At 44.5% G+C, this 24865-nt stretch carries 23 protein-coding genes; 8 read left to right on the top strand and 15 right to left on the bottom strand.

The window, feature by feature from the left end; all coding sequences use genetic code 11:
- Window positions 1–75: 75 nt before the first annotated feature.
- From FRZ54_RS21255 to FRZ54_RS21245, 3 genes are all read right to left on the bottom strand, one after another.
- Window positions 76–1353 carry an adenylosuccinate synthase gene (locus FRZ54_RS21255; protein WP_147033822.1) on the bottom strand — a complete coding sequence of 426 codons (1278 nt, stop codon included), beginning with the start codon at window positions 1351–1353 and terminating at the stop codon, window positions 76–78.
- Between the two features lie 36 nt (window positions 1354–1389).
- The gene (locus FRZ54_RS21250; RefSeq protein ID WP_147033821.1) at window positions 1390–1857 is read right to left on the bottom strand and encodes a Fur family transcriptional regulator; all 468 of its coding nucleotides are present in this window, start codon (window positions 1855–1857) and stop codon (window positions 1390–1392) included.
- Window positions 1858–1931: 74 nt separating this feature from the next.
- Window positions 1932–4154 carry a RelA/SpoT family protein gene (locus tag FRZ54_RS21245; RefSeq protein WP_147033820.1) on the bottom strand — a complete coding sequence of 741 codons (2223 nt, stop codon included), beginning with the start codon at window positions 4152–4154 and terminating at the stop codon, window positions 1932–1934.
- A gap of 105 nt (window positions 4155–4259) precedes the next feature.
- Here FRZ54_RS21245 and FRZ54_RS21240 point away from each other — a divergent pair, with 105 nt between their 5' ends.
- Genes FRZ54_RS21240 through bshB1 form a run of 3 tightly spaced genes read left to right on the top strand, consistent with a single transcriptional unit; the run spans window position 4260 to window position 6109 of the window.
- A complete protein-coding gene (locus FRZ54_RS21240; RefSeq protein WP_147033819.1) occupies window positions 4260–4874 on the top strand; it encodes a DUF4294 domain-containing protein in 615 nt (204 codons plus the stop codon).
- 2 nt (window positions 4875–4876) lie between these two features.
- Entirely contained in the window at window positions 4877–5374 is a 498-nt protein-coding gene (locus FRZ54_RS21235; RefSeq protein ID WP_147033818.1) for a glutathione peroxidase, read from the top strand.
- Window positions 5375–5386: 12 nt separating this feature from the next.
- Window positions 5387–6109, top strand: a complete 723-nt coding sequence (bshB1, locus tag FRZ54_RS21230; protein WP_147033817.1) for a bacillithiol biosynthesis deacetylase BshB1 — start codon at window positions 5387–5389, stop codon at window positions 6107–6109.
- 28 nt (window positions 6110–6137) lie between these two features.
- On the opposite strand, the gene FRZ54_RS21225 is transcribed toward bshB1, so the two are convergent.
- From FRZ54_RS21225 to FRZ54_RS21215, 3 genes are all read right to left on the bottom strand, one after another.
- On the bottom strand, window positions 6138–6578 hold the full coding sequence (locus tag FRZ54_RS21225) for a hypothetical protein (protein WP_147033816.1): 441 nt from the start codon (window positions 6576–6578) through the stop codon (window positions 6138–6140).
- 214 nt (window positions 6579–6792) lie between these two features.
- On the bottom strand, window positions 6793–8124 hold the full coding sequence (gene lat, locus FRZ54_RS21220) for an L-lysine 6-transaminase (protein ID WP_147033815.1): 1332 nt from the start codon (window positions 8122–8124) through the stop codon (window positions 6793–6795).
- A gap of 195 nt (window positions 8125–8319) precedes the next feature.
- On the bottom strand, window positions 8320–9213 hold the full coding sequence (locus tag FRZ54_RS21215; protein ID WP_147033814.1) for a 1-aminocyclopropane-1-carboxylate deaminase/D-cysteine desulfhydrase: 894 nt from the start codon (window positions 9211–9213) through the stop codon (window positions 8320–8322).
- A 66-nt stretch (window positions 9214–9279) separates the two neighbouring features.
- On the opposite strand from FRZ54_RS21215, the gene FRZ54_RS21210 reads away from it, so the two are divergent.
- Window positions 9280–10326: an RluA family pseudouridine synthase gene (locus tag FRZ54_RS21210; protein ID WP_147033813.1), complete on the top strand. Its 1047-nt coding sequence runs from the start codon at window positions 9280–9282 to the stop codon at window positions 10324–10326.
- Window positions 10327–10403: 77 nt separating this feature from the next.
- The gene (locus FRZ54_RS21205; RefSeq protein WP_147033812.1) at window positions 10404–11240 is read left to right on the top strand and encodes an aminotransferase class IV; all 837 of its coding nucleotides are present in this window, start codon (window positions 10404–10406) and stop codon (window positions 11238–11240) included.
- On the opposite strand, the gene FRZ54_RS21200 is transcribed toward FRZ54_RS21205, so the two are convergent.
- The 3 genes from FRZ54_RS21200 to FRZ54_RS21190 form a co-directional block, all read right to left on the bottom strand.
- On the bottom strand, window positions 11241–12026 hold the full coding sequence (locus FRZ54_RS21200; protein WP_147033811.1) for a DUF3050 domain-containing protein: 786 nt from the start codon (window positions 12024–12026) through the stop codon (window positions 11241–11243). It abuts the gene before it with no gap.
- 64 nt (window positions 12027–12090) lie between these two features.
- On the bottom strand, window positions 12091–13008 hold the full coding sequence (gene fmt, locus FRZ54_RS21195) for a methionyl-tRNA formyltransferase (RefSeq protein ID WP_147033810.1): 918 nt from the start codon (window positions 13006–13008) through the stop codon (window positions 12091–12093).
- A 33-nt stretch (window positions 13009–13041) separates the two neighbouring features.
- A complete protein-coding gene (locus tag FRZ54_RS21190) occupies window positions 13042–14268 on the bottom strand; it encodes an exo-beta-N-acetylmuramidase NamZ family protein (RefSeq protein WP_147033809.1) in 1227 nt (408 codons plus the stop codon).
- A gap of 84 nt (window positions 14269–14352) precedes the next feature.
- On the opposite strand from FRZ54_RS21190, the gene FRZ54_RS21185 reads away from it, so the two are divergent.
- Window positions 14353–15573, top strand: coding sequence for an ABC transporter permease (locus FRZ54_RS21185; protein ID WP_147034559.1), 1221 nt, complete (start codon window positions 14353–14355; stop codon window positions 15571–15573).
- A gap of 92 nt (window positions 15574–15665) precedes the next feature.
- On the opposite strand, the gene FRZ54_RS21180 is transcribed toward FRZ54_RS21185, so the two are convergent.
- The 4 genes from FRZ54_RS21180 to mazG form a co-directional block, all read right to left on the bottom strand.
- Window positions 15666–17162 (bottom strand): hypothetical protein, encoded by a 1497-nt coding sequence (locus FRZ54_RS21180; protein ID WP_147033808.1) that lies wholly within the window; start codon window positions 17160–17162, stop codon window positions 15666–15668.
- Window positions 17155–17709 (bottom strand): RNA polymerase sigma factor, encoded by a 555-nt coding sequence (locus tag FRZ54_RS21175; protein ID WP_147033807.1) that lies wholly within the window; start codon window positions 17707–17709, stop codon window positions 17155–17157. Before FRZ54_RS21175 ends, FRZ54_RS21180 begins: the two co-directional genes overlap by 8 nt.
- A 162-nt stretch (window positions 17710–17871) precedes the next feature.
- Window positions 17872–18309: a hypothetical protein gene (locus FRZ54_RS21170; protein ID WP_147033806.1), complete on the bottom strand. Its 438-nt coding sequence runs from the start codon at window positions 18307–18309 to the stop codon at window positions 17872–17874.
- 52 nt (window positions 18310–18361) lie between these two features.
- Window positions 18362–19165 (bottom strand): nucleoside triphosphate pyrophosphohydrolase, encoded by an 804-nt coding sequence (mazG, locus tag FRZ54_RS21165; protein WP_147033805.1) that lies wholly within the window; start codon window positions 19163–19165, stop codon window positions 18362–18364.
- Between the two features lie 187 nt (window positions 19166–19352).
- On the opposite strand from mazG, the gene FRZ54_RS21160 reads away from it, so the two are divergent.
- A complete protein-coding gene (locus FRZ54_RS21160; protein WP_147033804.1) occupies window positions 19353–20183 on the top strand; it encodes a hypothetical protein in 831 nt (276 codons plus the stop codon).
- Here the strand turns inward: FRZ54_RS21160 and mnmD are convergent.
- Together mnmD and FRZ54_RS21150 are read right to left on the bottom strand one after the other, a co-directional pair.
- Complete coding sequence (gene mnmD, locus FRZ54_RS21155; protein WP_147033803.1) at window positions 20180–20851, bottom strand: tRNA (5-methylaminomethyl-2-thiouridine)(34)-methyltransferase MnmD; 672 nt, start codon at window positions 20849–20851, stop codon at window positions 20180–20182. The genes FRZ54_RS21160 and mnmD overlap by 4 nt on opposite strands.
- Entirely contained in the window at window positions 20851–22209 is a 1359-nt protein-coding gene (locus FRZ54_RS21150) for an MBL fold metallo-hydrolase (protein ID WP_147033802.1), read from the bottom strand. Before FRZ54_RS21150 ends, mnmD begins: the two co-directional genes overlap by 1 nt.
- A 198-nt stretch (window positions 22210–22407) precedes the next feature.
- Here FRZ54_RS21150 and FRZ54_RS21145 point away from each other — a divergent pair, with 198 nt between their 5' ends.
- Window positions 22408–24858: a hypothetical protein gene (locus tag FRZ54_RS21145; RefSeq protein WP_147033801.1), complete on the top strand. Its 2451-nt coding sequence runs from the start codon at window positions 22408–22410 to the stop codon at window positions 24856–24858.
- Window positions 24859–24865 lie beyond the last annotated feature (7 nt).

The following is a 24865-nucleotide window of genomic DNA, read 5'->3' as shown; positions in this document are numbered from 1 at the left end:
GTAAAAATAGCTAAGTAAAATCAAAAGGCTCCCCGTAACCGAAGAGCCTTTATATTATGACAATAGAATAGTGCGTTAGTGTAATACTAACGTTTGCTTCCTGTCAGGTCCCACCGAAAGGTATTTAACAGGCACGCCCAATTCGCCTTCCAGGTATTCGATATATGATTTAAGCCTGGCGGGTATCTCCGACAACTCAGTTATGCCGGTGATATCTTCTTTCCAGCCATCTATTTCCTTTAATACAGGCACAGCCTCAACAGCGCATATATCATAAGGCATAAAATCAATTGTTTCGCCCAAATAGTTATAATTGGTGCAGGCATATATCTTTTCAAATCCGCTAAGCACGTCGGCTTTGGTCATTACAAGTTGTGTTACGCCGCTCAGCATAATGGCATATTTCAGCGCAGGAAGGTCGATCCATCCGGTACGGCGTGGTCTGCCGGTTGTTGCGCCAAATTCATGCCCTATCCTGCGCAATTCTTCACCGGTTTCATTGTCCAGTTCAGTAGGGAAGGGGCCGCCACCAACACGGGTACAATAAGCCTTAAAAATGCCTATCACCTCACCAATTTGCCGTGGCGCTATACCAAGACCGGTGCAAGCACCTGCCGCTGTCGTATTCGACGAAGTAACAAACGGATATGAACCAAAATCGATATCCAGCATAGCTCCTTGTGCACCTTCGGCCAATACTTTTTTACCCTCTTTAATGTAGTTATTTACCAGGTGTTCAGAATCTACAAGCGGGAATTTTTTAATTAACTCAACCGCATCAAAAAATGCCTGGTCCCGCTCTGTCAGATCTGGTTTTTCACCGTACAACGACTCCAGCATGGTCAGGTGTTTATCGACAAGTTTTTTGTAACGCTCTTTAAAGTCAGGCAGGGTAACATCTCCCACACGCAGACCATTGCGGCCGGTTTTATCCATATAAGTTGGGCCTATGCCTTTCAATGTGGAGCCGATCTTACCTTCACCCATCTTTTTTTCGGACGCGGCATCCAGTAATTGGTGCGTTGGCAATATCAGGTGCGCCTTTTTTGCTATCACCAGGTTCTGCTTAGCCAGCAGGTCATGACCCGCATCTTTCAATTTTTCTATTTCTTTTTTGAGTGTAATTGGGTCGATAATAACCCCATTACCGATCAAATTCAATGTGTTCTCAAAAAATATACCGGATGGTATGGTATTTAAAACGAATTTCTTTCCGTCAAATTCCAGCGTATGTCCGGCATTAGGGCCACCCTGGAAACGTGCGATCAGGTCATAATCTGCACTTAGTACATCAACAATTTTACCTTTACCTTCATCGCCCCATTGGAGGCCCAATAATACGTCAACAGCCATTTAAAATAATTGGATGGTTAATCAAAGGGGGCAAAGTTATGCTTTTCTATCGCAATAACCCGCCTTAAGTTTTTCACAATTTCCATAGAGATTCAGCGAGTGATGTTTGATCTCAAACTTCAACAATCCGCCCATCATGCTTTGTATCTGCTGTATGCGCGGGTCGCAAAATTCAACAACTTTTCCGCAATCGATACAGATAATATGGTCGTGCTGTTTATAGCCATAGGATTTTTCAAACTGCGCCATATTTTTACCGAACTGGTGTTTGGTCACCAGGTCGCACGATACAAGTAATTCCAGTGTATTATATACGGTAGCGCGGCTTACGCGATACTTTTTATTTTTCATGTGGATGTATAGTGACTCCACATCAAAGTGATCGTTACGCGAATAGATCTCTTCCAGGATGGCAAAACGCTCAGGTGTTTTTCTCAGGTTTTTATTTTCGAGGTAAGCCTCGAAAATCTTTTTGATCATGTCTATGGTTTCCTGCTGGGGCATAGTGGATTATTAAGGCCCAAAGTTATTAATAATATTTAAGTTAAGTGTCGAATGAATCTAATGAGTTAGCCTGTTCAGGATGCTATCTCAACGGCCGAGTCAAAACGTGTCACCGAGGTAATTCCCTTAACTGTTTTAAGCCTTTTGATCAGGTTTTCAAGGTGCTCGGTGTCGTTAACATAAACCATGATAGAACCCTCAAAAATACCATTGTCACTGTCGACGGTTATCGAACGGATGTTGACCTTAAAGTCATTCGAAATAACGGTGGTTAGTTTATTGATCAAACCAACGTCGTCGATACCTGTAATGCGCAGGCCGGTAAGGAAAGCCAGCTCCTGCTGGTTGGTCCACCGGGCTTTTACAATACGGTAACCGTAATTTGCCATCAGCTTGGCAGCATTAGGGCAGTTGGTACGATGTATCTTTATGCCGTCGCTTACGGTAATAAAGCCAAACACATCATCACCGGGAATTGGGTTACAGCAATTGGCCAGTTTGTAGTCTATCTTCTGCATATCCTCGCCTATAAGCAATATATCGCTATCCTTGGTTTTGATATTCCGAAGCAGGCTTTGAACCTGGTCGTTCTCGATCTTATCCTGCGGTTTATTCTCAACAACTTTTTCCGATGCCTGGTATTCCTTCAGGTCCTTCATGTCGATCAAACCCTTCGCTACGTTGAAAAACAGGTCCTGGGTTGAAGGCAGTTTAAAATAATAGCTCAGCTTGTGGATATTATCTGAATTGTAGGTGATCTTAAGCGATTTCATCTTGCGCTCCAAAATCTCCTTGCCCTCATCGGCCACCTTACGTTTCTCTTCTTTTAACGCTGATTTTATTTTGGCTTTGGCCTTTGCCGTAACAACAATATTTAGCCAATCCTCTTTGGGCGTCTGCTTGTTCGAAGTTATGATCTCCACCTGGTCGCCATTTTGAAGTTTGTAACCCAGTGGCACCAATTTGTGATTTACTTTGGCGCCAATGCACGTTGCCCCGACATCAGTATGTATCTCGAAGGCAAAATCGAGAGCGGTAGCATTCAGTGGTAGTTGAATGAGTGCACCTTTAGGTGTAAAAATGAATATCTCATCCGAAAAGAGGTTCATCTTGAAATCATCCAAAAAGTCCAGCGCGTTTAGTTCCGGATTTTTCAGCATATCGCGTACTTTTTGCACCCAAAGGTCCAGCCCGCTGTCAGTCGACGATTCCTTATATTTCCAGTGTGCGGCAAATCCCTTTTCGGCAATCTCGTTCATGCGCTTGGTCCGTATCTGCACCTCAACCCATTGCCCCTTTGGTCCCATCACGGTAGTATGCAGCGATTCATATCCGTTTGCTTTAGGCGACGATATCCAGTCACGCAGGCGATCGGGGTTTGGCCGGTAAAGATCGGTAACGATGGAATAGGCTTTCCAGCATTCCGATTTTTCATTCTCGGGTGTACTATCCAGGATTATCCTGATGGCAAAAAGGTCATACACTTCCTCGAAAGGTATCGCCTTTTTCTTCATCTTGTTCCAGATGGAATGAATCGACTTCGGACGGCCAAAAACGTCAGCATGAAGCCCCTGGCCTTCCAGTACTTTTTTTAACGGTTCAATAAAGTCGCGGATGAATTTTTCACGCTCTGCCTTTTTCTCGTTAAGTTTATTTTTAATGAACTGGTATGTTTCGCGCTCCATGTATTTCATGGAAAGATCTTCCAGCTCCGATTTTATAGCATATAAACCCAGCCGGTGTGCAAGAGGGGCATACAAGTAAACTGTTTCGGACGAAAGTTTTAATTGCTTGTCGCGCGGCATAAATTCCATCGTCCGCATATTATGCAGCCGGTCGGCAAGCTTTATCAAAATTACCCTAACATCGTCGGCGAGGGTAAGCAGCATCTTGCGGAAGTTCTCCGCCTGTAGCGAGCTGTTGGTATCAAATACACCGGATATTTTGGTCAGCCCGTCAATGATCTTGGCTACCTTTTTGCCAAATTCCCTTTCAATATCGTCAAGGGTCATATCGGTATCTTCCACTACGTCGTGCAAAAGGGCGCAAACTATCGAAGTGGTTCCCAGTCCAATTTCTTCGGCAGCTATCTGGGCCACAGCAATAGGGTGGTATATGTAAGGCTCGCCCGATTTGCGGCGCATATCTTTATGGCTTTCCAAAGCCATGTCGAATGCCTTGCGTATCATGCGCTTGTCGCCTTTTTGAAGGGTCGATTTGCAGGCGCGCAGCAAGGCGCGGTATCTTTTCAGTATCTCGTTCTTTTCGGCTTCAATATCTATCACTATATCTTTCATGTTCACACTTCCGTATAATATCATCTGGGGGCAACAAAAAATCAAATTGCCAGTTATTTATGAAATACCAAAGAAATTTGCATTATTTTTGTAATACGTAAAATTATGAAATTTATTGGGTTTCTTTTACTGTGCTGTTGTTTGACGGTTCTGGCGAATGCCCAGGATAAAAAAGCTACCCCATTGGAGATGGGCAAAAATGATACCATTCGCACTTATTTAGTAATGGTGGATGGCGAATTAATGCCTATGATAGTTACCGACGAAGTAAAGATCGTTGATGTACGTATATTCAAAACCCAGGCCGAACGAGACGCTTACCGCCGGTTGAGATACAATATTTACAAAGTATTGCCCTATGCAAAGTATGCTGCCGAACGGTACCAGAAATTGCAGCGCGACATGGCAACAACCGCTGATAAAAAGCGGCAGAAACGAATGGTGGATACCTGCGAAACGCAGATAAAGGATCTTTTTAAAAAAGAAGTTGAGAACCTGACAATTAGTCAGGGCGAGATACTTATAAAGTTGATTGACAGGCAAACCGGCAATACCAGTTACCAAATGGTAAAAGAATTGAAAGGCGGTTTGAAAGCCTTTATGCTCCAATCGGTGGCCCGGATATTCGGGCATAACTTAAAGGAGGAATACGACCCCAACGAAGAACGAGACATGGAGGCCATTTTGCGCGAGGCGGGTTACTATTCCTATCAGAATTGATAATGAACGATACCAGCATTCACCAGTTTAATGTCGAAACATTAGAAGGAGAAGAGATCAGCCTTTCCGAATATAAGGATAAGGTACTACTGATCGTCAATACCGCATCCCAGTGTGGTTTTACGCCCCAGTTGCACGACCTGGCGGCTCTGAAAGATGAATTTAACGGCCAGGACTTCGAGATATTAGCCTTCCCTTCAAATGATTTTGGCGGACAGGAGCCCCTTGAAGGCGAGGAACTGATAGCTTTTTGTAAAAGAGAAGGCGCCAATTACCCTGTTTTTGAAAAGATAAGGGTGCGGGGGCCATATGCTCACCCGCTTTACCAGTTTTTTGCCGACCGCAAAAAGAATGGCAATGTAAAATCGGTACCACGCTGGAATTTCCACAAGTTCCTGGTGGATAAGGCAGGCGTTGTTACTGACTTTTTTTACCCGTTTACCAAGCCGACATCAGGCAAGATAAGAAAGAAAATATCGCGCCTGCTTTCCCGCAAATAGTCATCTGTTATTATGCCCAAATTAGATATATTAGTGTTATCCGTTCATCCTGACGATGCTGAATTAGGCTGCGCCGGGACTATTTTAAAAGAGATTGCCAACGGAAAAAGTGTCGGGATCGTCGACCTTACCCGAGGTGAGCTTGGCACGCGGGGTACTCCCGAAATAAGAGAGCAGGAGGCCTTAGCGGCCGGTAAGATATTAGGCCTCGCCATTAGGGAGAACCTCGGTATTCCCGATGGTTTTTTTGAGAATACCAGGCAGTATCAATTAAAAGTAATTGCGGCTATCAGGAAGTACCGGCCGGAGATTATCATAACTAATGCATATCACGACCGTCATCCTGATCACGGGCGGGCAAGCGAATTGGTGGAGGCATCTGCGTTTTTATCCGGACTCCGCAAGATCGAAACTTTGGATGGTAACGAGGCTCAGGAAGCGTGGCGCCCTAAACAAGTATTGCATTTTATACAGGATAATTACATACAGCCTGATGTCCTGGTTGATGTTACCGATCATTGGGACAAGAAAGTAGAAAGTATCAACGCGTTCGCGTCGCAGTTTTACAACCCCGAATGGCAAAGCGAACCGCAAACCTATATTTCATCTCCAGAATTTATAGCTGTAATAGAGGCGCGGGCACGGGAATATGGTAAAAGCATAGGCGTGAAATATGCCGAGGGGTTTACTTCAAGAAAAGTACTGGGCGTAGATAGCTTATTCGATCTTCGCTAAAGTTTAGTAATTTGGCCATCCTGCAGTATTATACTTTTACGTATTCAAACCGGTTATTATCGTGGCTTCTTTCCCGTTTTAACTTGTTTTCTTTAGCAAGTTTCAGCAGTATGCCGGACAATTCTGAGGTTTTAAAATCGGAATCATAATGATCCTTACAATAATCGGCTATAGCAGATATGGAATGTCTTGAATCAAAATAATCGGTGGCCAATAACTGGTTCAGGATCTTGGTAGCTCCGGGTTTCTTTCGCCCGAAAGATGAGTTTTCGTCGTCGATACCGGTCCTTAGTTTCCGCCCCCTTTTCAAATAGATTTCAGAACCTTCCAGGTCATGTTTCTCTGACTCTGCCATTGCATCCAGGAGACGGTCGATAACTTTCACCTGTACAGCTTCCGATTTAAAGGAATTGACAACTTCGGATATCTCCATCAGTTGTTTTTTTAGTTTTTCGATGTGCTTGCTCATGATAGATAGATTGTAGCTAATTAGGGGTAACAAAAAATACAAAGTTAACCCACATAATAATCGCGAATATTGCCTATTGTGGTTAAAAAATAGTATATATTAATATCTACTTGTTTAATACGTTTAAACGGGCCGTTATAGTATTCATAATATGAAAAAAGCGCCTATTGTTTTAAAAACAGGCGCCTTGTCGCAAAAATATTACCGACCGGTATTATAATATGGTCAATATTTTTTCAAGTACAGATAGTCCTTCATCAATATGTTGCTTATCCATAATAAGTGCCGGCCTGAAGCGAATGGTCTGATTACCACATCCCAGGAACATCACATCCCGTTTCATTCCCTCCTGTATAAACTTATCCCGCCTGTTCTTATCCGGGAAATCAAAGGCGGTCATTAAACCCTTACCGCGTACATTTCCTATGACTGCATTTTTTTGAGATATCCTTAACAACCCGCTTTGAAGATAGTCGCCAACTTCTGCGGCATTGTCGCATAACTGATCCTCTTCAATTATCTCCATGATCTTAGACGAACGTACCATGTCTACCAAACTACCGCCCCAGGTTGAGTTGATGCGCGATGACACCTTGAAAACATTATTTTCAACCTCATCAACTCTGTTACTTGCCAGTATGCCACATACCTGCATTTTTTTACCAAAGGCAATAATATCCGGGCGTGCTTTTTCACCAAAATGCTGGTGGCACCAGAATTTACCCGTAAGGCCAACGCCGCTTTGCACCTCGTCGTAGATCAGCATTGCTTCATTCTCATCAGCCAATATGCGCAACTGTTCCAAAAACTCCTGGCGAACATGGTTGTCGCCGCCTTCGGATTGTATCGGCTCTATAATGATGGCGCAAATATCATCCTTATTTACTTCGAAGGCTTTTTTGATCTGGCTGATGGAAAGTTCTTCCCTTAGCAGTAAGTCTTCGTGATTTGCGTCAGAATAGGGGAAAACCATTTTGGGGATGGATACCCTGGGCCAGTCGAACTTGGCAAACCATTTGGTTTTAACCGGCAGGGTATTGGTCAGGCTTAACGTATAGCCGCTGCGGCCGTGAAACGCCTGTTCAAAATGGAGCACTTTAAAGCCTTTTTCTTTGGTATAGCCCTTTGCAAAATTCTTTTGAACCTTCCAGTCCATGGCAACTTTCAGCGCGTTCTCAATTGCCAATGAGCCGCCCGCAATAAAGAAGGCATGCGGCAGGTAATCGGGAATGCCGACGCGGTCGAATGTTTCAACGAATTGGGCATATTGTTCGGTGTATATGTCGGAGTTTGAAGGATTCGTAAGGGCTGCAAGCAACAGGTTCTTTTTGAATGCTTCATCGTCAACCATCTTGGGGTGATTGTAACCTAAAGGCACCGAAGCGAAGCAGGTAAAAAAGTCGAGATAGGTGCGTTTATGCTTGGCATCATACATATAAACGCCCTTACTTTTTCCCATGTCAAAAGTTAAGTCAAAGCCATCGGCAAGGATGTGCTTTTTTAAAGTGTCCTGTACGTTCTCGGGTGCGATCTGAAGGTTATACATAAGCAATTGGTTTGTCGCAAATTTACGAAAAAACCCTCAAAAACAACAATTTAGGCCATTTTTGAACCGATTGACAAAAAAGTAACTTTAAATTGTTTAAACCTATATTTTGAACTGAACTTAATTTTGGTCAACCTGATTTCGATAGGCAGGTTAGAAGATTTGAGTTGCCCAAACCAAGAATTTCTGCGCAGATCATGATCGAAACTTGTCCTTCATACCTAACAATCCCCACAACCCGCCGGTGTGAATAACTAAAATTTTGCTGTCTGGGGCGAACAGGTTTTTAGCAGCCATGTCGTATAAAGCAAACAGCATTTTACCCGTATAAACAGGTTCTATCAATATACCGGTGGAGGAAGTAAAGTCTTTTATAAAACGGATAAGTTCATCGGTCACTTTTCCGTAACCGCCAAAATGATATTCTGTATGCAGATCATAGTCAGTTGCCGAAGCCAGGCATTTACTTATTTCTGTTCTCAGAAATTCCCCATTCTTCAAAACAGGTACGCCATGGAAGCGGGTTGGGAGGTTATGCAGTTGTAGCCCATTGATGATACCTGCCGCAGTTGTCCCTGTTCCGCAGGCGCAAAAGACATGATCATAGTTTTGGGTCAATTCACTTACCAACTCACTACAGCCTTTTGCACCCAGTTCCGATGCCCCGCCTTCGTTAATGAAATAAGCAGAGGCATTGTCAGCAAAGTATTTGTCGAATAACGCAGTCTTATCGCGATAGCTTTCACGGTCGACGAATATCAAATTCATTCCGTGCAGGCGACAAAGAAATAACGTATCGTTATTAACTTCCTCGCCACGCACGATTCCCGTGGCCTTAAAACCAAATTTTGCGGCAGCGGCAGCCGTAGCTAGCAGGTAATTAGAATAAGCCCCCCCAAATGTGACCAGGTGAGTTTTTCTGACAGCCTGTGCATCTTCAAGTAAATATTTCAGCTTGCGCCATTTATTGCCCGAGATGATAGGATGGATCATATCGTCTCGTTTGATAAAAACTTTCAAGCCCTGTTCATCAAATAACTTATCATGTATTTGGTGAACGGGGCTGAAAATTTCAAAGTCGATCTGCATGGGGTAAAGTTAGAACATCCGCCTGTCAATATTCAATAGTGTAAAAAAACGAGTACTTTTGCGATAATGACAACAACCGAGATTGAATTACCGGAACAGGAAGAACAGGATTTATACGAACATCTGCGGTTGATCGTTGATAAAGGCCAATCGCTGCTTCGCATCGATAAATTTTTGATGCACCGCGTCGAAAATGCTTCGCGCAACCGCATTCAAAATGCTATTGAGCAGGGGAATGTCCTGGTAAATGACAAAGGCATAAAAGCCAGCTATAAGGTAAAGCCGCTGGATGTTATCTCTGTTGTATTACCCCATCCGCCACGAGACACTGAAGTTTACCCGGAGAATATCCCCATTAACATTGTTTATGAAGATGATGATGTGCTGATAGTGAATAAGGAACCCGGGATGGTAGTGCATCCGGGGTATAATAATTATACAGGAACACTTGTTAATGCTTTGGTCTTCCACTTTCAGCAATTACCTACTCTGCCCGGGAATGACGGTCGGCCCGGTTTGGTGCACCGGATAGATAAGGATACTTCTGGATTACTACTTATTAGTAAGAATGAACGCTCGATGACCTACCTGGCGCGCCAGTTTTTTGATCATACTATTACACGTAAATACCTTGCCCTGGTTTGGGGGGATATAGAGCAGGACGGAACGGTGACAGGTTATATTGGTCGCAGTCATAACGACAGGCGGGTGATGTCGATTTATGATGATCCGGAAAAAGGAAAATGGGCGGTAACGCATTATAAGGTTTTAGAGCGATTGCATTATGTTACCCTGATCGAATGCCAGCTGGAAACAGGCCGCACACATCAGATAAGAGCGCACATGAAACACATCGGTCATCCCTTGTTTAGCGATGCCATTTATGGTGGAGACAAGGTTTTGAAAGGGACTGTTTTTAATAAATACAAACAATTTGTCGACAATTGCTTTCAAATAATGCCGAGGCAGGCTTTACATGCGCAGACTTTGGGATTTGTTCATCCTTCAACCAAAAAACCAATGAACTTTGAAGCGCCTTTACCGCAGGACTTTGAGATGGTGCTGGATAAATGGCGGCGCTATGTGAAGTCGGATATGAGCCATAATATTTGAACAAAAATCTTAAAAGCATTGAATGTATTGTTGCCTGGCGCGGTCCTGATCTTTAACTTAAATATCTAACACCAGATATGGCCCCCTTATATATCAATTTTAATGGTGAAATATTGGCTGCTGACAGCAAACTGTTAACCATAGCAAATCGTGGATTTAAATACGGCGACGGCTTGTTTGAAAGTATGCGGCTGATGAAGGGGCAGCTTAAATTTGCTGAGTTGCACGCCGACCGACTACAGAGGGGTATGAAACTGCTAAAGATAGACGGGTATTCGCAAATGGATACCTGGTTTTTGAAGGAGAAAGTAGAGCAGCTTGCAACCCGTAACAAGATCAAACACGGACGCCTGCGACTGACAGTTTACCGTGATGCTGAGGGGCTTTATGCACCTACCCAAAATAAAATGGGCTACTGCCTCGAGATGCAGCCCATGGACGAGCCCCGTTACTTTCTGAACGATAAAGGACTTATTATGGACGTATTCACAGAGTTGCCCAAACCGGTGAATTACCTGTCTAATGTCAAAACCTGCAACTCGCTGCCTTTCGTAATGGCGGGCCTGTTTAAAACGCAGAACAGGCTGGATGATATTTTCCTTATCAACCACCGCGGCAATCTGTGCGAAGCCGGCAGCTCTAACATTTTTGTTTGGTATAAGAGCCACCTTTACACCCCGGCATTAAGCGAAGGATGCGTGGAAGGCGTGATGCGGAACATAGTGATCAAACTGGCCAAACAAAGCAATATCCCATTTACAGAAGCCGAGATAAACCCGGATATACTGTACGAAGCTGATGAAGTTTTTTTGACCAATGCAGCCCGCGGTATACAATGGGTAATGGGGTTTGGGGTAAAGCGTTATTTTAATCAGTTAAGCAAGGGTTTGATAGGGGAGTTGAATAAACTCTGATCAAATAGTTTCAGTTACCCGTATCTCGTTCAAAATGCCATCCCATAAGACTATGCGATGCTGCAACGCTTCCTTTGCAGTAAACGTAACTTCGGCCCATTTTTTATCGTCGTCGCCGCAAAGCTCAGCGGTCATTTGATAGGCTAAATGGGAGTGGTGCTCGCCGTCCACCTCGATGTGACGCTCGAGGTAATAAAGCAAGGTGCCGATCTTGCCCGGGAATTGCTCGTTTAATTCCTTTACCAGGCTAATGAACATACCCGGTATAAGGTCTTCGCGCCCGAAGGTAAAAACGCCGGCCTGCAAATGAGAACCACCTGTCGCTATCAAATCAAACGTATATTCTACAAACTTACGGGCCGCTTCGGGTGTGCCGGAAAGGATGAGAGCCTCATCAATGCTTTTTCCGTTTGATAATTCATAAAGCAGGGCATTGATACAAGCTGCCGAAGAACCGGCCTGCTTCATGGCCGAAAGATACAGTTCGAAATGGCTGGCGCGCTCGCCATCTGGGTCTACATCGCTCTCTTCGCCCAAAACAATTTCGTTGATCAAATAACGGGTGTTAGCGTTTCCAACCGGAATCCATGGGATATCCGTACAGGTTAATTTCTGTTGCAGTGATTTAAGCAGCGACATAAAATCCCAAACAGCAAAAACATGATACTCCATAAAGGTATTGAGGTCCTCGATGGAACAGATATTTTTATAAAGTTCGTGGTTAACAAGTTTTTGCTTTAAGGGTTCTATTTCAGCTTTTAAGGCCGCTATCCGGTTGTCGATCATCCGGCAAAAATAGCCTTAAATTGTTGTGCTAAAATAGGCTTGTTGCTTTATGACGATAAGCTGATTATAACCTTACTCCCCTCAGAAATTCCTCAATACCCATACGCTTTTTTCCTTCTAGTTGAACATCTGTCAAACTAACAAAGCCATCTGCCGCGGCAAATTTCAGAAAGGTTTTGTTGTCTGTCAAAAAACCACCGGGCGATATACCGGGTTCGGTTATCTCGAAATCAGCTACGAAAATTTTAAGGATTTTATCATTCAATGTAGTGAACGCCGTAGGATAAGGGCTGAGGCCCCTGATCAAATTGTATATGTTTTGGGCCGGTTTTGTCCAGTCTATCTTGCAATCATCCTTAAATATTTTGGGGGCATGCTTTAGCTCGGCCCCTTCCACAAGTTGTGCCTGCGGCAGTTCTTTGTACCTCCCGCTTTCAATCCCTTTAACCGTTTTTACCAGCAGCCCGGCGCCTTTATTCATCAGCCGGTCGTGCAGGTCGCCTGCTGTTTCCTTGCCGGTAAGGGTAACCTTTTCTGTAAATAATATATCGCCGGTATCAATATCATGTTTCAGGAAAAAGGTAGTAACACCACTTTCCCGTTCACCATTTATCAACACCCAATTGATGGGAGCCGCACCACGATATTGGGGTAGCAACGAAGCATGTAAATTGATCGTTCCTTTTGGCGGCATGTTCCACACAACTTCTGGTAACATCCTGAAAGCTACCACTACCTGCAGATCGGCCTTTAATGATCTTAATTCGGCCAGGAACTGTTCGTTTTTCAGTTTTTCTGGCTGCAATACTTTAAGGGCATGGGCAACAGCATATTGCTTAACAGCGCTTTCACTTACTTTTTGCCCCCTGCCGGCCGGTTTATCCGGTGCGGTAACTACGCCCACTATCTCGGCCCCCGAGTCGATCAACGCATCAAGCGATGCTACGGCAAATTCGGGCGTACCCATGAAAACTATCCTCATAAACAGGTTGCAGGCTTTTGATTTTTTTAATATTTATTTGTACAAAAGATATTTCTTCCGAATTGTTTTAAAATTGCTCAAAGCAGGCTCCCAGCTTTTTCTTATTTCCGCATCGCTTTTGCCTTCTTCGATCTGCTTTCTTAATTCTGTATTACCCGCCAGTTTGGTAAAGTAATTGTTAAAAAAATGCTCTTTGTCAGGAAATTCCTTATACAACTTTATCAGCCACAATATATCGATTTTGCCTTTACTCCTTATGGTTTCAGGGTCATAATTTCGCATGTCAATTCCATAGCAAATTTTCCCTTTTTGGGGCGGGTCTTCGCTCATGCCTGGGATGCTTTCTGGTGTAAATGAGAAGCGGAATTTTCCTTTGAACAGGGGATGCCCCAGCACCTGGAAGGGAAATAATGTGCCGCGACCAAGACTAAGCGTAGTGCCTTCAAACAGGCAAAGGCTCGGATAAAGTACAATTGAGTTATAGGTGTTAAGGTTGGGCGAAGGATTGACAGGAGGTATGTAGGTAGTTGCATGGGTATAATGAGCTACTTTAATGATCCTCAATTTACATTGTACATGCCCTTTGAGCCAGCCTTCGCCATTTAGCATTTGTGCATATTCGCCAAAAGTCATCCCATGAACAATTGGTATGGCATCCAGCCCGACAAATGAACGGTATGCTGTATCCAGCACAGGACCGTCGACATAGTTACCGTTGGGGTTCGGACGGTCGAGGATCATCAGCTCGACATGGTTTTCGGCACAAGCTTCCATCACATAGTGAAGCGTGGAAAGGTAAGTGTAAAACCGGGTGCCCACATCCTGTATATCAAAAACAACAAGGTCGAGGCCCTTCAGATCATCGGGAGTTGGTTTGTAATGTTTACCATAAAGCGAAATAGCCGGTATGCCTGTTTTAGGATCGACTGTATCATTTACCGTGGCGCCGTTACTGGCGGTACCACGAAAGCCATGCTCGGGCCCGAATATTTTAACTATATGCACCCCGAGTTTTACCAGGCTGTCCAAACTCGAAACATGGTTACGACCAATAACAGATGTTTGATTAATGACCATCCCTATGTTCTTGTTTTTTAGGTAACCGAGATATAACCCTGTTTGATCTGCCCCCGGAAGAACGGTTTTTACAGTAGATTTATGAGCCCTGGTTTTATGGCCGGCTTTTGCTTGATGCTGCGCGGCGGCAATCAGCGAATTAACCGATAAAAGCATGAACAGGACAAAAAAATATCTTTTCATAAGCAGTAAAGTGTAAATGCAGCGGGCATAACAGCAATTCAACTGAAATCTGCATATTTGCGAAGTTACAAAAATCGCTCCGTATTGAGTTTCGCCTCCTTTATATCATCCAGGATATCCTTTAAGTCGAACCGCACTTACTCCAAGCTGATCGTCCGCATCGCGATCATCGGGATCATGCTGAGCCTTGGAGTGATGATATTGTCTGTAGCCATTATACGGGGATTTAAACAGGAGATCAGGCAAAAATTGAGAGGCTTTGCCGGCGATATCCAGGTACAGAATTATGACAACAACAACTCGTACCAGGCATCGCCGATACACATGGATAATGATTTTGTAAAAAAGATCAGGTCGAGTTCCCTTTTCACCAATATAGCGCCCACAGTTATTAAACCCGGGATCATCAAAACCAAGACCGAGATAGAAGGTGTGGTAATAAAGGGGGTGAATAAAGATTATGACTGGACATTTTTTAAGAAGATGATGGTTTCGGGTAAGGTGATCGATTTTGCCGATACGGCGGACGCGCAAAAACAGGTCATGATATCAAGCTATACGGCCAGCCGGTTAAAATTGAAGGTAGGAGATAAATTTCTGATGTATTTTGTACAGGAGTCCCTGCGGAAAAGACCTTTTTATGTTAAAGGTATTTTCGATGTAGGAGTTGAAGAGGTCGACAAAACATTTGTTATCGGCGACCTTTCGCTGCTGGTTAAACTGAACAATTGGGATGCTGACGAGATAGGCGGATACCAGTTACAGGTAGCGGATTTTGATAAACTGAATACTGCGAACGATTTTCTGGCCGATAAAATGCCGTTAAAGTTAAAATCATATACCGTGACGGAGTCGTACCCGACCATTTTTGTGTGGCTAAGCGAATTGGACCTGAATGCAGAAGTGATGTTGATACTCATGATACTGGTAGGCACTATCAATATGATATCGGCTTTGCTCATTATCATCCTGGAACGTACATCAATGATCGGAATACTTAAGGCAATGGGCGCAAAGAACTGGACCATCCAGAAAATATTTCTTTATAATGCGAGTTACCTTGTTGGGATCGGGCTGGTTTTAGGCAATGTATTTGGACTCGGGATAAGTCTTTTCCAACATCGTACACATTTTTTTACATTGGACGAGGCATCATATTACATGAAATTCGTCCCGATGCAGTTACATTGGTCAGACGTGCTTTTACTCAACCTCGGCACCATGGTAATCTGCATACTGGTGCTTATTATACCTTCCATGCTCGTGGCTAAAATATCCCCGGTTAAGGCAATACGGTTTAAGTAAAACACGATTAAGTAATTATATCGATTAGCAAGATTCTTGCTCGGCTGCACATCAAAATCCCGAAAAATCTTTACAATCCTAAAATCGTATCCTCATTTTTTCTTAACCTGGAAGTTGAATTTGAGGTTTACCCCGCCGGCGCCAAACTTCAATTGCTGCGAACCCAGCCCTGCAAGCGGGTATTTCATAAAAGGTTCTACCACCAATTGGCTGCGGCCGACAGTATAACCCGTACCAAAAGCAAGGTTTAGTGTTTTCGCAAAATAGAAGCCATTGAAACTATCTTTGGTGGATTGGTTTTGAACCTGCGAAACGTTAGAAGAATAAAGCGACGGGGTGCTATAGCTATAAGTATATGTTTCGTTGATAAACGTACCCGAACTTACACCTGCCAATATATACGTTCCGCTTTTTTGTGGATCGAAAACAAACTTTAGGTTTAATGGGATATCCAGCCCAACCAGGTTGGCGCTATAGTCTTTAAATGTTGGTGCCGAAGCGGTATACAGCATTTTGGCCGGACTGAAATTTGAAGTAGTGGCCACTGCTATTGCATTGTACGAAGCTTGCTGCGGTGGTTGTCCGGCATAGGTCATGGTATTCTGACCGACGGAAACCCCTGTCGATAATTTAAGGTTCCGGGTCAGCTTAACGTCGGACGTGATACCGGCGCCAAGGTTAAACTGGTTGGTGCTGCCCTTGGCGTAATTGAAGTAAGTGGCGGCATAAACACCTACATTTATTGCCTTATCTTCTTTGGATGTTTTCTTTGACCTGGTTTCCGCTACTTGTTTGTCCTGCCTGAACATGTCCTCGATGGATTTTTTGTCCGATGCCTTGGCCTGATCTTCCTTCCGCATGTCAATCCCCTTTGGATTGGCCGCAACTGCCTGCGACGGATTTTGAACAACCGAGTCAATTTTATTCTTTGCCACGTTCTGCGTAACCGGAAGCGAATTGTTATCCGGAGCCCGTAAGCTCGCAATGATGCCTGGCTTGGACGCCGTATTTTGCGGGTTAGCCTGCGCAATATTATTCGCCGATCGAATACCCGCAATTGCCTGGGATTTTGAAGGCGCCTTTACAGCATGAGGCAGACTGCTTTTTGCTGTAATTAAAGCATTCCCATTAATGTTTTTTCGGTTAACCGCGGCTATCGCCTCTTGCCTCTCCCTTGAAACTGTAGGTGTTCCAGGAGTGTTCTCTTTGTTCTTTGGCGCAACCGGAGTGCCGGAATTTTGCGCTAATGATGATTTGGGCGCGTTTGCAGAATCGGGCAGATATTTTGAATCAGCCTTCCTGTTTTCTTTTGCAATTTCGGGCGCTTGTTGATGGCCTTTCACAGGTGTCTGTTTAGTCACAAGCTGAGACTCATCAATATTTCCCTTTTTGAACCATAGGATACCCAGGAAAAGCAACAGTAATGCCGCAGCTATACCGGCCCAATACCAGGCGGCAACGCGGCGTTTTTTTTCTTCAGGAAATTTTTCCCTCAGTTTTAGCCAGCCTTCATCGGCCGAAGTGTCCTCGTAGTTTTCAAACACTTCGGTGATGCGCTTTTTTAACTCATTGTCAAGCTGGTCATCCATGTTTTGTTATCTCTACTTTAATAATTTTCCTCAATTTCTCTTTTGCCCTGCTTAAATACACCCTCGACGAACTGGCGGGTATATTAAGCATCTCGCTTATTTCGTCGTGGTTATAACCATCTATCTCGTACAGGTTGAATATTGTAGCCTGGATGGTTGGCAAACCTTGCATCAGGTTCAATATATCCTGTGCATTTAAGCTATCGACGACGGTTACGCCGAGTGTTAACTGCCCGGCGTCATCCAGATCGGTGTTTTGTAACAGTTTTAGGTCTTTGCGTCGCCGGTCGATGGCCGTATTTACCACAATTGCCCTTAGCCAGGCTTTAAAGGGCTTTTCGGTGTCAAAACTTTTTATAGCGTTAAACACCTTAATAAAAGCGTCGTTAACAGCCTCCATCGCGTCGTCCCTGTTCAGGCAGTACCTTAAGCCTATCCCCATGGCGTAGCCATAGAAATGCTTATAAAGCAGTTCCTGGTATTTTAAGCTGCCTGATTTGCATTGCCTTATGATTTCGTCTTCGGCAATGCGGTGGGATGGACGCATTAAGTGTTAGATATTCAGCCTATAATTCAACCGTTTACTAATCTGTTACGACAGATAAGCTCCTATCGCTACAACAAAGGAAAATATTTTTCAAATGCATATTAATAAAAAAAGCCGGTACTGATACCGGCCTTCCCCTCAAACTTAAAATAAAAATATATGCTATTGTGTTCTTTTCAGGTCGTACTGCAAACTTAGGGTATCGGCGCTGTAGGCCAATAACTGGAACACTGTGCCGTCGTAGTAGTAGAGGTAAGCTCCGGCCAGGTGAGTTTTTGTTGCGATACCTGCGGGCGGAAATGTGGCGTCGTTAAAAACCATATATGGCGAGCCTATGCTAAAGGTACCGCGGCTAGCAGCGTGTATAGTCGACGTGTCCCCCGTAACTGCATATGTATTAGCAGGGGTTGTCATTGTTATCGTCAGGTTGGTCTTCACTGTGTCGAACGGAACATTGCTGCTGTGACGATGCAAATACCGGAATTGCCCGTTAAACGTACCTGATGGCGTGCCCGGTTGCTTTACGTCGTTGTTGGTTTTCAGGCACCCGGCACCCAAAATCATCAGAAAGGGGAGCAGATACAGTAAATTTCTGTTCATATTTGGCTATACGCGTAAATTGGAGTGAACGCTACAGGGGTATGGTATATTTTTATAGTTTTTTTGCCTCGTCCCAAAATACATCCATTTCGGCCAGGCTCATATCGTGCAGATCTTTGCCCTGCTCTTTTGCCTTGTTTTCGAGATATTGAAAACGCTTAATAAACTTACGGTTCGTTTTTTCGAGCGCGTCTTCAGGGTTGATATTGATAAAACGGGCATAATTTATCAGTGAAAAAAGCAGGTCGCCGAATTCGCTTTCAGCTTTATCATGATCTATTTTGTTGTCATCCTCGGCATTAAATTCGTCTCGGAACTCCCGCATCTCCTCTTCAACCTTCGCCCAAACCTGGCCCTTTTCCTCCCAGTCAAACCCCACCCCACGGGCTTTTTCCTGTATACGCGACGCCTTGACCAGAGCAGGCAGTGACGCCGGCACGCCGCCCAACACAGATTTATTTCCTTCTTTAAGTTTTATCTGCTCCCAGTTACGCTTTACGTCGTTTTCATCATTCACCTCCACATCGCCATAAATATGCGGGTGGCGGTTGATGAGTTTGTCACAAATGCCGTTTAAAACATCCGTTATGGTGAAGTCGTTGGTTTCGGATGCTATCCTCGCATAAAACACAAGGTGTAGCATAATATCGCCCAACTCCTTTTTTATTTCGGGCATATCGGCGCTTAAAATCGAATCGGAAAGTTCATAAACTTCTTCGATGGTTAGGTGCCGGAGACTTTCCAGGGTTTGCTTTTTATCCCATGGACAATTCAGCCGCAGGTCGTCCATGATAGTGAGCAGGCGTTCAAATGCAGCGGAGGGGGTATTACCGGTAACGGGTGGCGTTATTGACATAAATTGAAAGTGCGAATTTGCAGATATACAAATGTCGGGATTTTAAACGGGCCATAAAAAAGTGACCGGAAAATAGACCATAAATTTATTTGTTGCGGTGCGCAGATTTTTTTTACTATTAATATTAAATTAACCCCTGTCATAATTATTAGCGATAATTTTACACACATCACTTTGCAGTATTACTATGAGAAAGATTTACTTTTTGGCTATTGCGCCGGCAATAATGTTCGTTGGAACAACAGTTCATGCACAAACTATAAACCAGCAGCAGGCAACGGTTGCTATGCAGCAGCCCCAGCCCTTTCTGTTTACCATCAATACATTAAATCCCGGCGCGCGCAATTGGAGTGTGAATTATTCGGGCGGCTATGGCCAACACACCATTACACCGCTTGGTTACGATGGGGTAGACCAGAACCTGGCTGTAAAAGGGTATTTAGGTGATAAATTCACCTTTATGGCTTCGATGGGTGTAGGGTTTGCGAATAAGGGCGAAGTGAATAGCTTACAGCAGGTTGAGGTGCTCCGCGATTTTGTCGGGGGTAACCAGCCACTTGGCTTTCGAATCGGGGCAAGTCTTGGCTTCAGGCGGGAGTTCAATAACGACAAAGTTGCTTTGAGCAGAATCACGGCCGCATTCGAGAACCAGGTTTGGCGAATGGGCGCAAATGTTAGGTTCGAGAAAGCATTTGCCCAGGAACGCGATGGTATTGATGTAATAAGCAGCATAGGAGTACACCGGCAAATAACAGGTTCGTTGTTTGGTGGTATTGAAGCAATAGGGCAGGACCTGGAAGGTTTTTGGGAAACCGATGAAGCCGAAGGTGGTGCGAAATTGCTCGTGGGCCCATCATTGAATTATGTACCGGTCGCGTCGCGCTTTTCGTTTACTTTATGCGGAGGCCCTATTATTTATGCGACACGAAGCGTAGGATTAGCAAATAATCTCGCTGCCCGCGAGTTACCTGCTACCAACGGTTTTACCATGAAATTTAACGTAGGCTTCAGGTTTTAGGCAGGTTTTGTAGCTCTCAGCATTTCCCGTTTACCCGGGGCGCCGGGAGCTTTTTCAACTTTAAGGCCAAGCGATTTTACCGCACGTTTGAGATTCCCGGTTATGGCATAGGTTACAAAAACGCCCCCCGGTTTCAAAAACTGTATCGTGTGTGCAATGGAGTCCGCACTCCACATTTCCGGTTGATATGCCGACGCAAAGGCATCAAAGTAGATGACATCGAACGAACTTTTACTTTTGAAACCGGCGAGTTTGCAGCTGGCGAGTTGAAGTTTGCAGAATTCATCTATTACGACAGAGCCATTTAGGGAATCGGCGTATTGGAGCATAAAGTTATTCCAGATGCCTTTTGGCACGTACTGGTCGTAACCGGTTTGACGGATCATTTCTTCGCTTAAAGGATATGCCTCGATGCCGGTATAGTCAAGATCGATCTGATTTTTGACGCAATAATCCGCGCTCAACAGAAAATTCAGCCCTGTACCAAAGCCGACTTCTAACGCCGCTACTTTTTTTCGCTCGTTGTTGTTTAGGAAATGGACCAGTCCCGATTGAAGAAAAACATGACGGCTTTCCTGTAATGCGCCATGTTTGGAATGGTAGTTCTCACCAACCTCGCTATTGTAGATCGTTTTGGATCCGTCCCCGGTTATGACGATCTCGAGCATCAGGTCAAGCTTTTAGCCCTACGCTTTACTACCTCAACTACGGCCTCGCCAAGATCATAAACCGGGACTGTGCCGATCTTGCCTGCTATAATACTTGTGGCAGCAGCCGAACGATAACCGGCAGCACAATGTACCACAATGGGTTTGCCGGCGGGAATTTCACTGAGCCGCTCTCTCAACTCTGGTAAGGGAATGCTGATGGAATGAGGGAATATCTTCTTTTCGTTTACTTCGCCCCAATTGCGCACGTCGACAATGGTGTAGTGATCGGGATGAAATTTATAGTCGGTCTGATCTATCTCCGGCAATTTTTCCGGCATGTTATCAGGTGGTAGTAAGACCCCTTTTATATTGTTCTCATAGCCTATCTTAGCCGCTTTCCTCATCAGGGCATCGAGGCTTTCCTCATCCGTGCCAATAAGGTAAAATGGCTCCTCCGGGCCGATGATGGAACCCAGCCAGGTCTCAAATTTATCACCGCCCTGGATATTCATAGCACCATGCAAGTGGCCTGCCCTGAAGTCGTCGCTGGGACGTGTGTCAACTATCAATGCGTCTTTTTCCAGCGGGGTATTTCTATCTATTCGCGGAACCGCTGATACACTTCTATCCAGTGGTTCAGCGCCTTTCTTATTTATTTCTACATCATGACCAAAATACTTCGGCATAAAAGGCTGATCGGCAACGAGGATATCTACGAAAGCTTCCTCTTTCATAAACTTCAACGCATAGTTCTCGCGAAGCTCGCGGCCGATGGTGCTTTCAAGATCGGGACTAATGTTTTTCCCGCAAAGCGAGCCGGGACCGTGGGCAGGGTAAACAGCCACGTGATGAGGCAGGGTCATCAACTTCTCGCGGGTTGAATGATACATCTGGCGTGCAAGCTCTTCTTTGGCAGCAGTAATATTACCCGCATTTTCGCGGAGGTCGGGCCGGCCAACATCGCCAACGAATAAAGTATCACCGGTAAATATGGCCTTATCGTTGCCATTTTCGTCAATAACCAAAATGCATATCGAATCGGGCGAATGGCCGGGCGTGTTCAATGCCTTCAGCCTTATATCGGCCAGGTGAATTACATCGCCATCATCAAATGTTTCATGGGGATATTCGGCCCCTAAAAGTTTGCTTGCATATATAGTTGCGCCGGTGGTTTGGTGAATTTCAAGGTGCGAGCTTATAAAATCGGCATGCGGATGTGTTTCAATTACGCCGATGATCTCAGCGTTATTAAATGAGGCGAAATCATAGTAGGGTTGCGGGTCGCGGGCCGGATCGACAACGATCATTTTTCCAAGCCTTATAATTGCATAGGAAGCATGGGCCAGGCCCTTATCGTAAAATTGATGGATGATCATAAATAAATGCAAAGATAAGTTTTTGCAACGCCCGAACGTAACACGACATTGTAAAAGGTTTATCGTTTCGGCACTATAACTGCGTTCTGCATTTTCCTTGCAAATTCCTACCTATCCGTCAGTTTTTTTTTAATGCTAAAATCTTAAATTGTAGTAACTTAGATGGTTCAAAAACCTTATATCATTAACCCTTTCTTCATGAAGTACACTGCATTCAAAGCATTACTGATCATTGCGGCCGTTACTTTGTGTTTTCCTCGTTCGGTAAATGGCCAAAATTTAGACCAGGTAGATTTGAGGGTTCGCAATTCATTGGAAAACCACTATAAGCGATACCCGCAGGAAAAGCTATTTGTGCACAGCGATGCTTGTGTATATGCAAGCGGACAAACTATTTGGTATAAAGCGTATGCAATGGCCTACGGAAAACCTTCGGCGCTTAGCAGTGTCGCGTATGTTTTGCTGGCGGATTCCGCGGGTAATATGCTCGTTAAAAATAAATTGCCTATAAAAAACGGGCGGGCTTTCGGTAATATTGATATCCCTGATAGTCTTCGGTCCGGGTGGTATCAGTTGATCGGTTTTACGGCATGGACCATGAATTTTGGAGAAGAGGGAGCTTTCCATCAAAAAATATATATTCAAAATTTAAGTGAAAAAGATATCAGCCTCCACGTATCTGCGACCGGCAATTACCACATAGTGTTTTATCCTGAAGGTGGCGATCCTGTCGAAGGTAGTCTGTGCAATTTTGCCTTTAAAGCTACTGATGCAAACGGACGCCCGGTAAACGTAACCGGCGATGTCCTGAATGACGAAAAGAAAGCCATTGGAACGATCACGACCCTTCATGATGGCATGGGTGCGTTTGAGATAGAAGGACGCGCCGGGCACCAAAACATTGCTTTGGTGATTTTCCCGGACGGATCGGTTCAAACCGTTACACTACCCGATTTTAAAAAACAGGGCCTGGTACTAAAGGTAAACCCGCTTTTGCCCGGCAACCTGGAAGTGCGGATAACCTGCGGTGCTAATAAGGCCGGATACCAAAACGTTGTGCTGGCCGCATTCCAGGATAACGGGACATTTAACACTTATCCCTTACACCTTAGCGAAGGTGTAAACCTCGTTAACATAAAAAAGAATGACTTTTCGACTGGTATATTACGGCTGACGCTGTTCAGCGAGCAGGGGATACCCGAAGCGGAGAGGATCACATTTATTAATAACAACGATCAGCTTAAGCTTTCTCTTAAAGCCGATTCCCTCTCTTTGGGCCCGCGGACCAAATCTGGTTTCACTTTAAAATCATTAAGTGCCAACGGTAAAAATGTGAGCGGTAATTTCTCGGTTTCGGTAGTTGACTCGGATGCGATAAATGAGGATGAAGCAGCGGATAATATCGCCTCATACTTTTTGATGAGCTCGGAATTGCAGGGCAAAGTTTATCACCCTGCTTACTATTTCAAAAACAACAGCGACACCCTTCAGCGACAACTCGACCTGGTGATGTTAACCAACGGGTGGCGGCATTTCAGGTGGGATAAAGACACCACGATTTTAAAAAATCCCGTTGAGAAATCGCAGTTCATTGCGGGCAGAATAATGGGCTACAACGAGCAACTCAACCGTAAAAACCCGCTTCGGGTAAAGCTGATGGTTCAAAACCAGGATTCGACCAAATATTTTGCCTATGTGGAACCGGATAGTGCCGGGCGATTCATTATACGCGACTATGACCGGGCGGGCAGGGCCAGTATCCTGATGCAGACCGTAAATAAAAAAGACAGGTCGGGGAAGTTTAAAGTGAGCCTTTATAGTACGTATGCCGATAGCTTACAAGTAGCTTGTTATTCGCCCCTGGATTCGATAACTGACTATACACGCCCGGTTACCCAATTGTTTATGGCTAAGTCGCAAAGAGAGCGGCAGCAGAAATTGGTATTGGAGGGCAGGTTGTTGAAAACTGTAAATATTCGCGAAAGGAAGTTGACGCCTATTGATGAATTGATTAAGGATCATGTAAAGCGCCTGGAAACCAACAACGCCGAATCGTTTGATTTAATAAGTTATCCCATGCCCACTATTGATATTTTGGATTATTTAAACGGACGGGTGCCGGGTTTGAGAATCACAAAAGATCCTAAAAATGGGATAATCTTCACATATCACGGTCAAAATGTGCTTATTCATAGCGGAGATGTGCAACCTGTATTTTATATTGATGAAGCGCCTGTGGGATTAGACGACGCGCTTGAGGTTCCGATGCAGGAAATAGCTTTGATACGATTCGTACCACCACCGGTATGGTTTGCGCCTTTAAATGGCGGGGCGATCGGAGCAATACTTATCTATACAAAAAATAGCAATGACGACCGGCTGGCTATTCCTGGTTATAAACGATTCGACAGTTATATATTTAACGGGTACACCATAACCCGCGAGTTTGCGGTCCCCGATTACAGCAAACCACAAACTAAAACCACCACCGACAACCGCACCACGCTATACTGGAACCATGATTTGAACACCCGGCGTGGCGAGGCTAAATTTTCGTTCTATAATTCGGATAATACCAAACATTTCCGTATTATCATACAAGGAATGGATGCTGAAGGCCGGATAGGATACCTGGAGCAAGTATATTAAACAGAAA

It is taken from the genome of Mucilaginibacter ginsenosidivorans, from assembly GCF_007971025.1.
Classification (GTDB): domain Bacteria; phylum Bacteroidota; class Bacteroidia; order Sphingobacteriales; family Sphingobacteriaceae; genus Mucilaginibacter; species Mucilaginibacter ginsenosidivorans.
Note: the sequence above shows the minus strand (reverse complement) of the source record. Positions and strands in the feature narration are given on the sequence as shown.

Coding starts and splice junctions, on each gene's coding strand:
- FRZ54_RS21170 (WP_147033806.1), bottom strand. CDS start 18,309: ATGAACAGAAATTTACTGTATCTGCTCCCCTTTCTGATGATTTTGGGT.
- FRZ54_RS21215 (WP_147033814.1), bottom strand. CDS start 9,213: ATGCAGATCGACTTTGAAATTTTCAGCCCCGTTCACCAAATACATGAT.
- FRZ54_RS21190 (WP_147033809.1), bottom strand. CDS start 14,268: ATGAAAAGATATTTTTTTGTCCTGTTCATGCTTTTATCGGTTAATTCG.
- FRZ54_RS21205 (WP_147033812.1), top strand. CDS start 10,404: ATGGCCCCCTTATATATCAATTTTAATGGTGAAATATTGGCTGCTGAC.
- FRZ54_RS21150 (WP_147033802.1), bottom strand. CDS start 22,209: ATGATCATCCATCAATTTTACGATAAGGGCCTGGCCCATGCTTCCTAT.
- FRZ54_RS21145 (WP_147033801.1), top strand. CDS start 22,408: ATGAAGTACACTGCATTCAAAGCATTACTGATCATTGCGGCCGTTACT.
- FRZ54_RS21240 (WP_147033819.1), top strand. CDS start 4,260: ATGAAATTTATTGGGTTTCTTTTACTGTGCTGTTGTTTGACGGTTCTG.
- bshB1 (WP_147033817.1), top strand. CDS start 5,387: ATGCCCAAATTAGATATATTAGTGTTATCCGTTCATCCTGACGATGCT.
- mnmD (WP_147033803.1), bottom strand. CDS start 20,851: ATGCTCGAGATCGTCATAACCGGGGACGGATCCAAAACGATCTACAAT.
- FRZ54_RS21180 (WP_147033808.1), bottom strand. CDS start 17,162: ATGGATGACCAGCTTGACAATGAGTTAAAAAAGCGCATCACCGAAGTG.
- FRZ54_RS21245 (WP_147033820.1), bottom strand. CDS start 4,154: ATGAAAGATATAGTGATAGATATTGAAGCCGAAAAGAACGAGATACTG.
- FRZ54_RS21200 (WP_147033811.1), bottom strand. CDS start 12,026: ATGATCGACAACCGGATAGCGGCCTTAAAAGCTGAAATAGAACCCTTA.
- fmt (WP_147033810.1), bottom strand. CDS start 13,008: ATGAGGATAGTTTTCATGGGTACGCCCGAATTTGCCGTAGCATCGCTT.
- FRZ54_RS21210 (WP_147033813.1), top strand. CDS start 9,280: ATGACAACAACCGAGATTGAATTACCGGAACAGGAAGAACAGGATTTA.
- FRZ54_RS21225 (WP_147033816.1), bottom strand. CDS start 6,578: ATGAGCAAGCACATCGAAAAACTAAAAAAACAACTGATGGAGATATCC.
- lat (WP_147033815.1), bottom strand. CDS start 8,124: ATGTATAACCTTCAGATCGCACCCGAGAACGTACAGGACACTTTAAAA.
- FRZ54_RS21250 (WP_147033821.1), bottom strand. CDS start 1,857: ATGCCCCAGCAGGAAACCATAGACATGATCAAAAAGATTTTCGAGGCT.
- FRZ54_RS21235 (WP_147033818.1), top strand. CDS start 4,877: ATGAACGATACCAGCATTCACCAGTTTAATGTCGAAACATTAGAAGGA.
- FRZ54_RS21160 (WP_147033804.1), top strand. CDS start 19,353: ATGAGAAAGATTTACTTTTTGGCTATTGCGCCGGCAATAATGTTCGTT.
- FRZ54_RS21175 (WP_147033807.1), bottom strand. CDS start 17,709: ATGCGTCCATCCCACCGCATTGCCGAAGACGAAATCATAAGGCAATGC.
- mazG (WP_147033805.1), bottom strand. CDS start 19,165: ATGTCAATAACGCCACCCGTTACCGGTAATACCCCCTCCGCTGCATTT.
- FRZ54_RS21255 (WP_147033822.1), bottom strand. CDS start 1,353: ATGGCTGTTGACGTATTATTGGGCCTCCAATGGGGCGATGAAGGTAAA.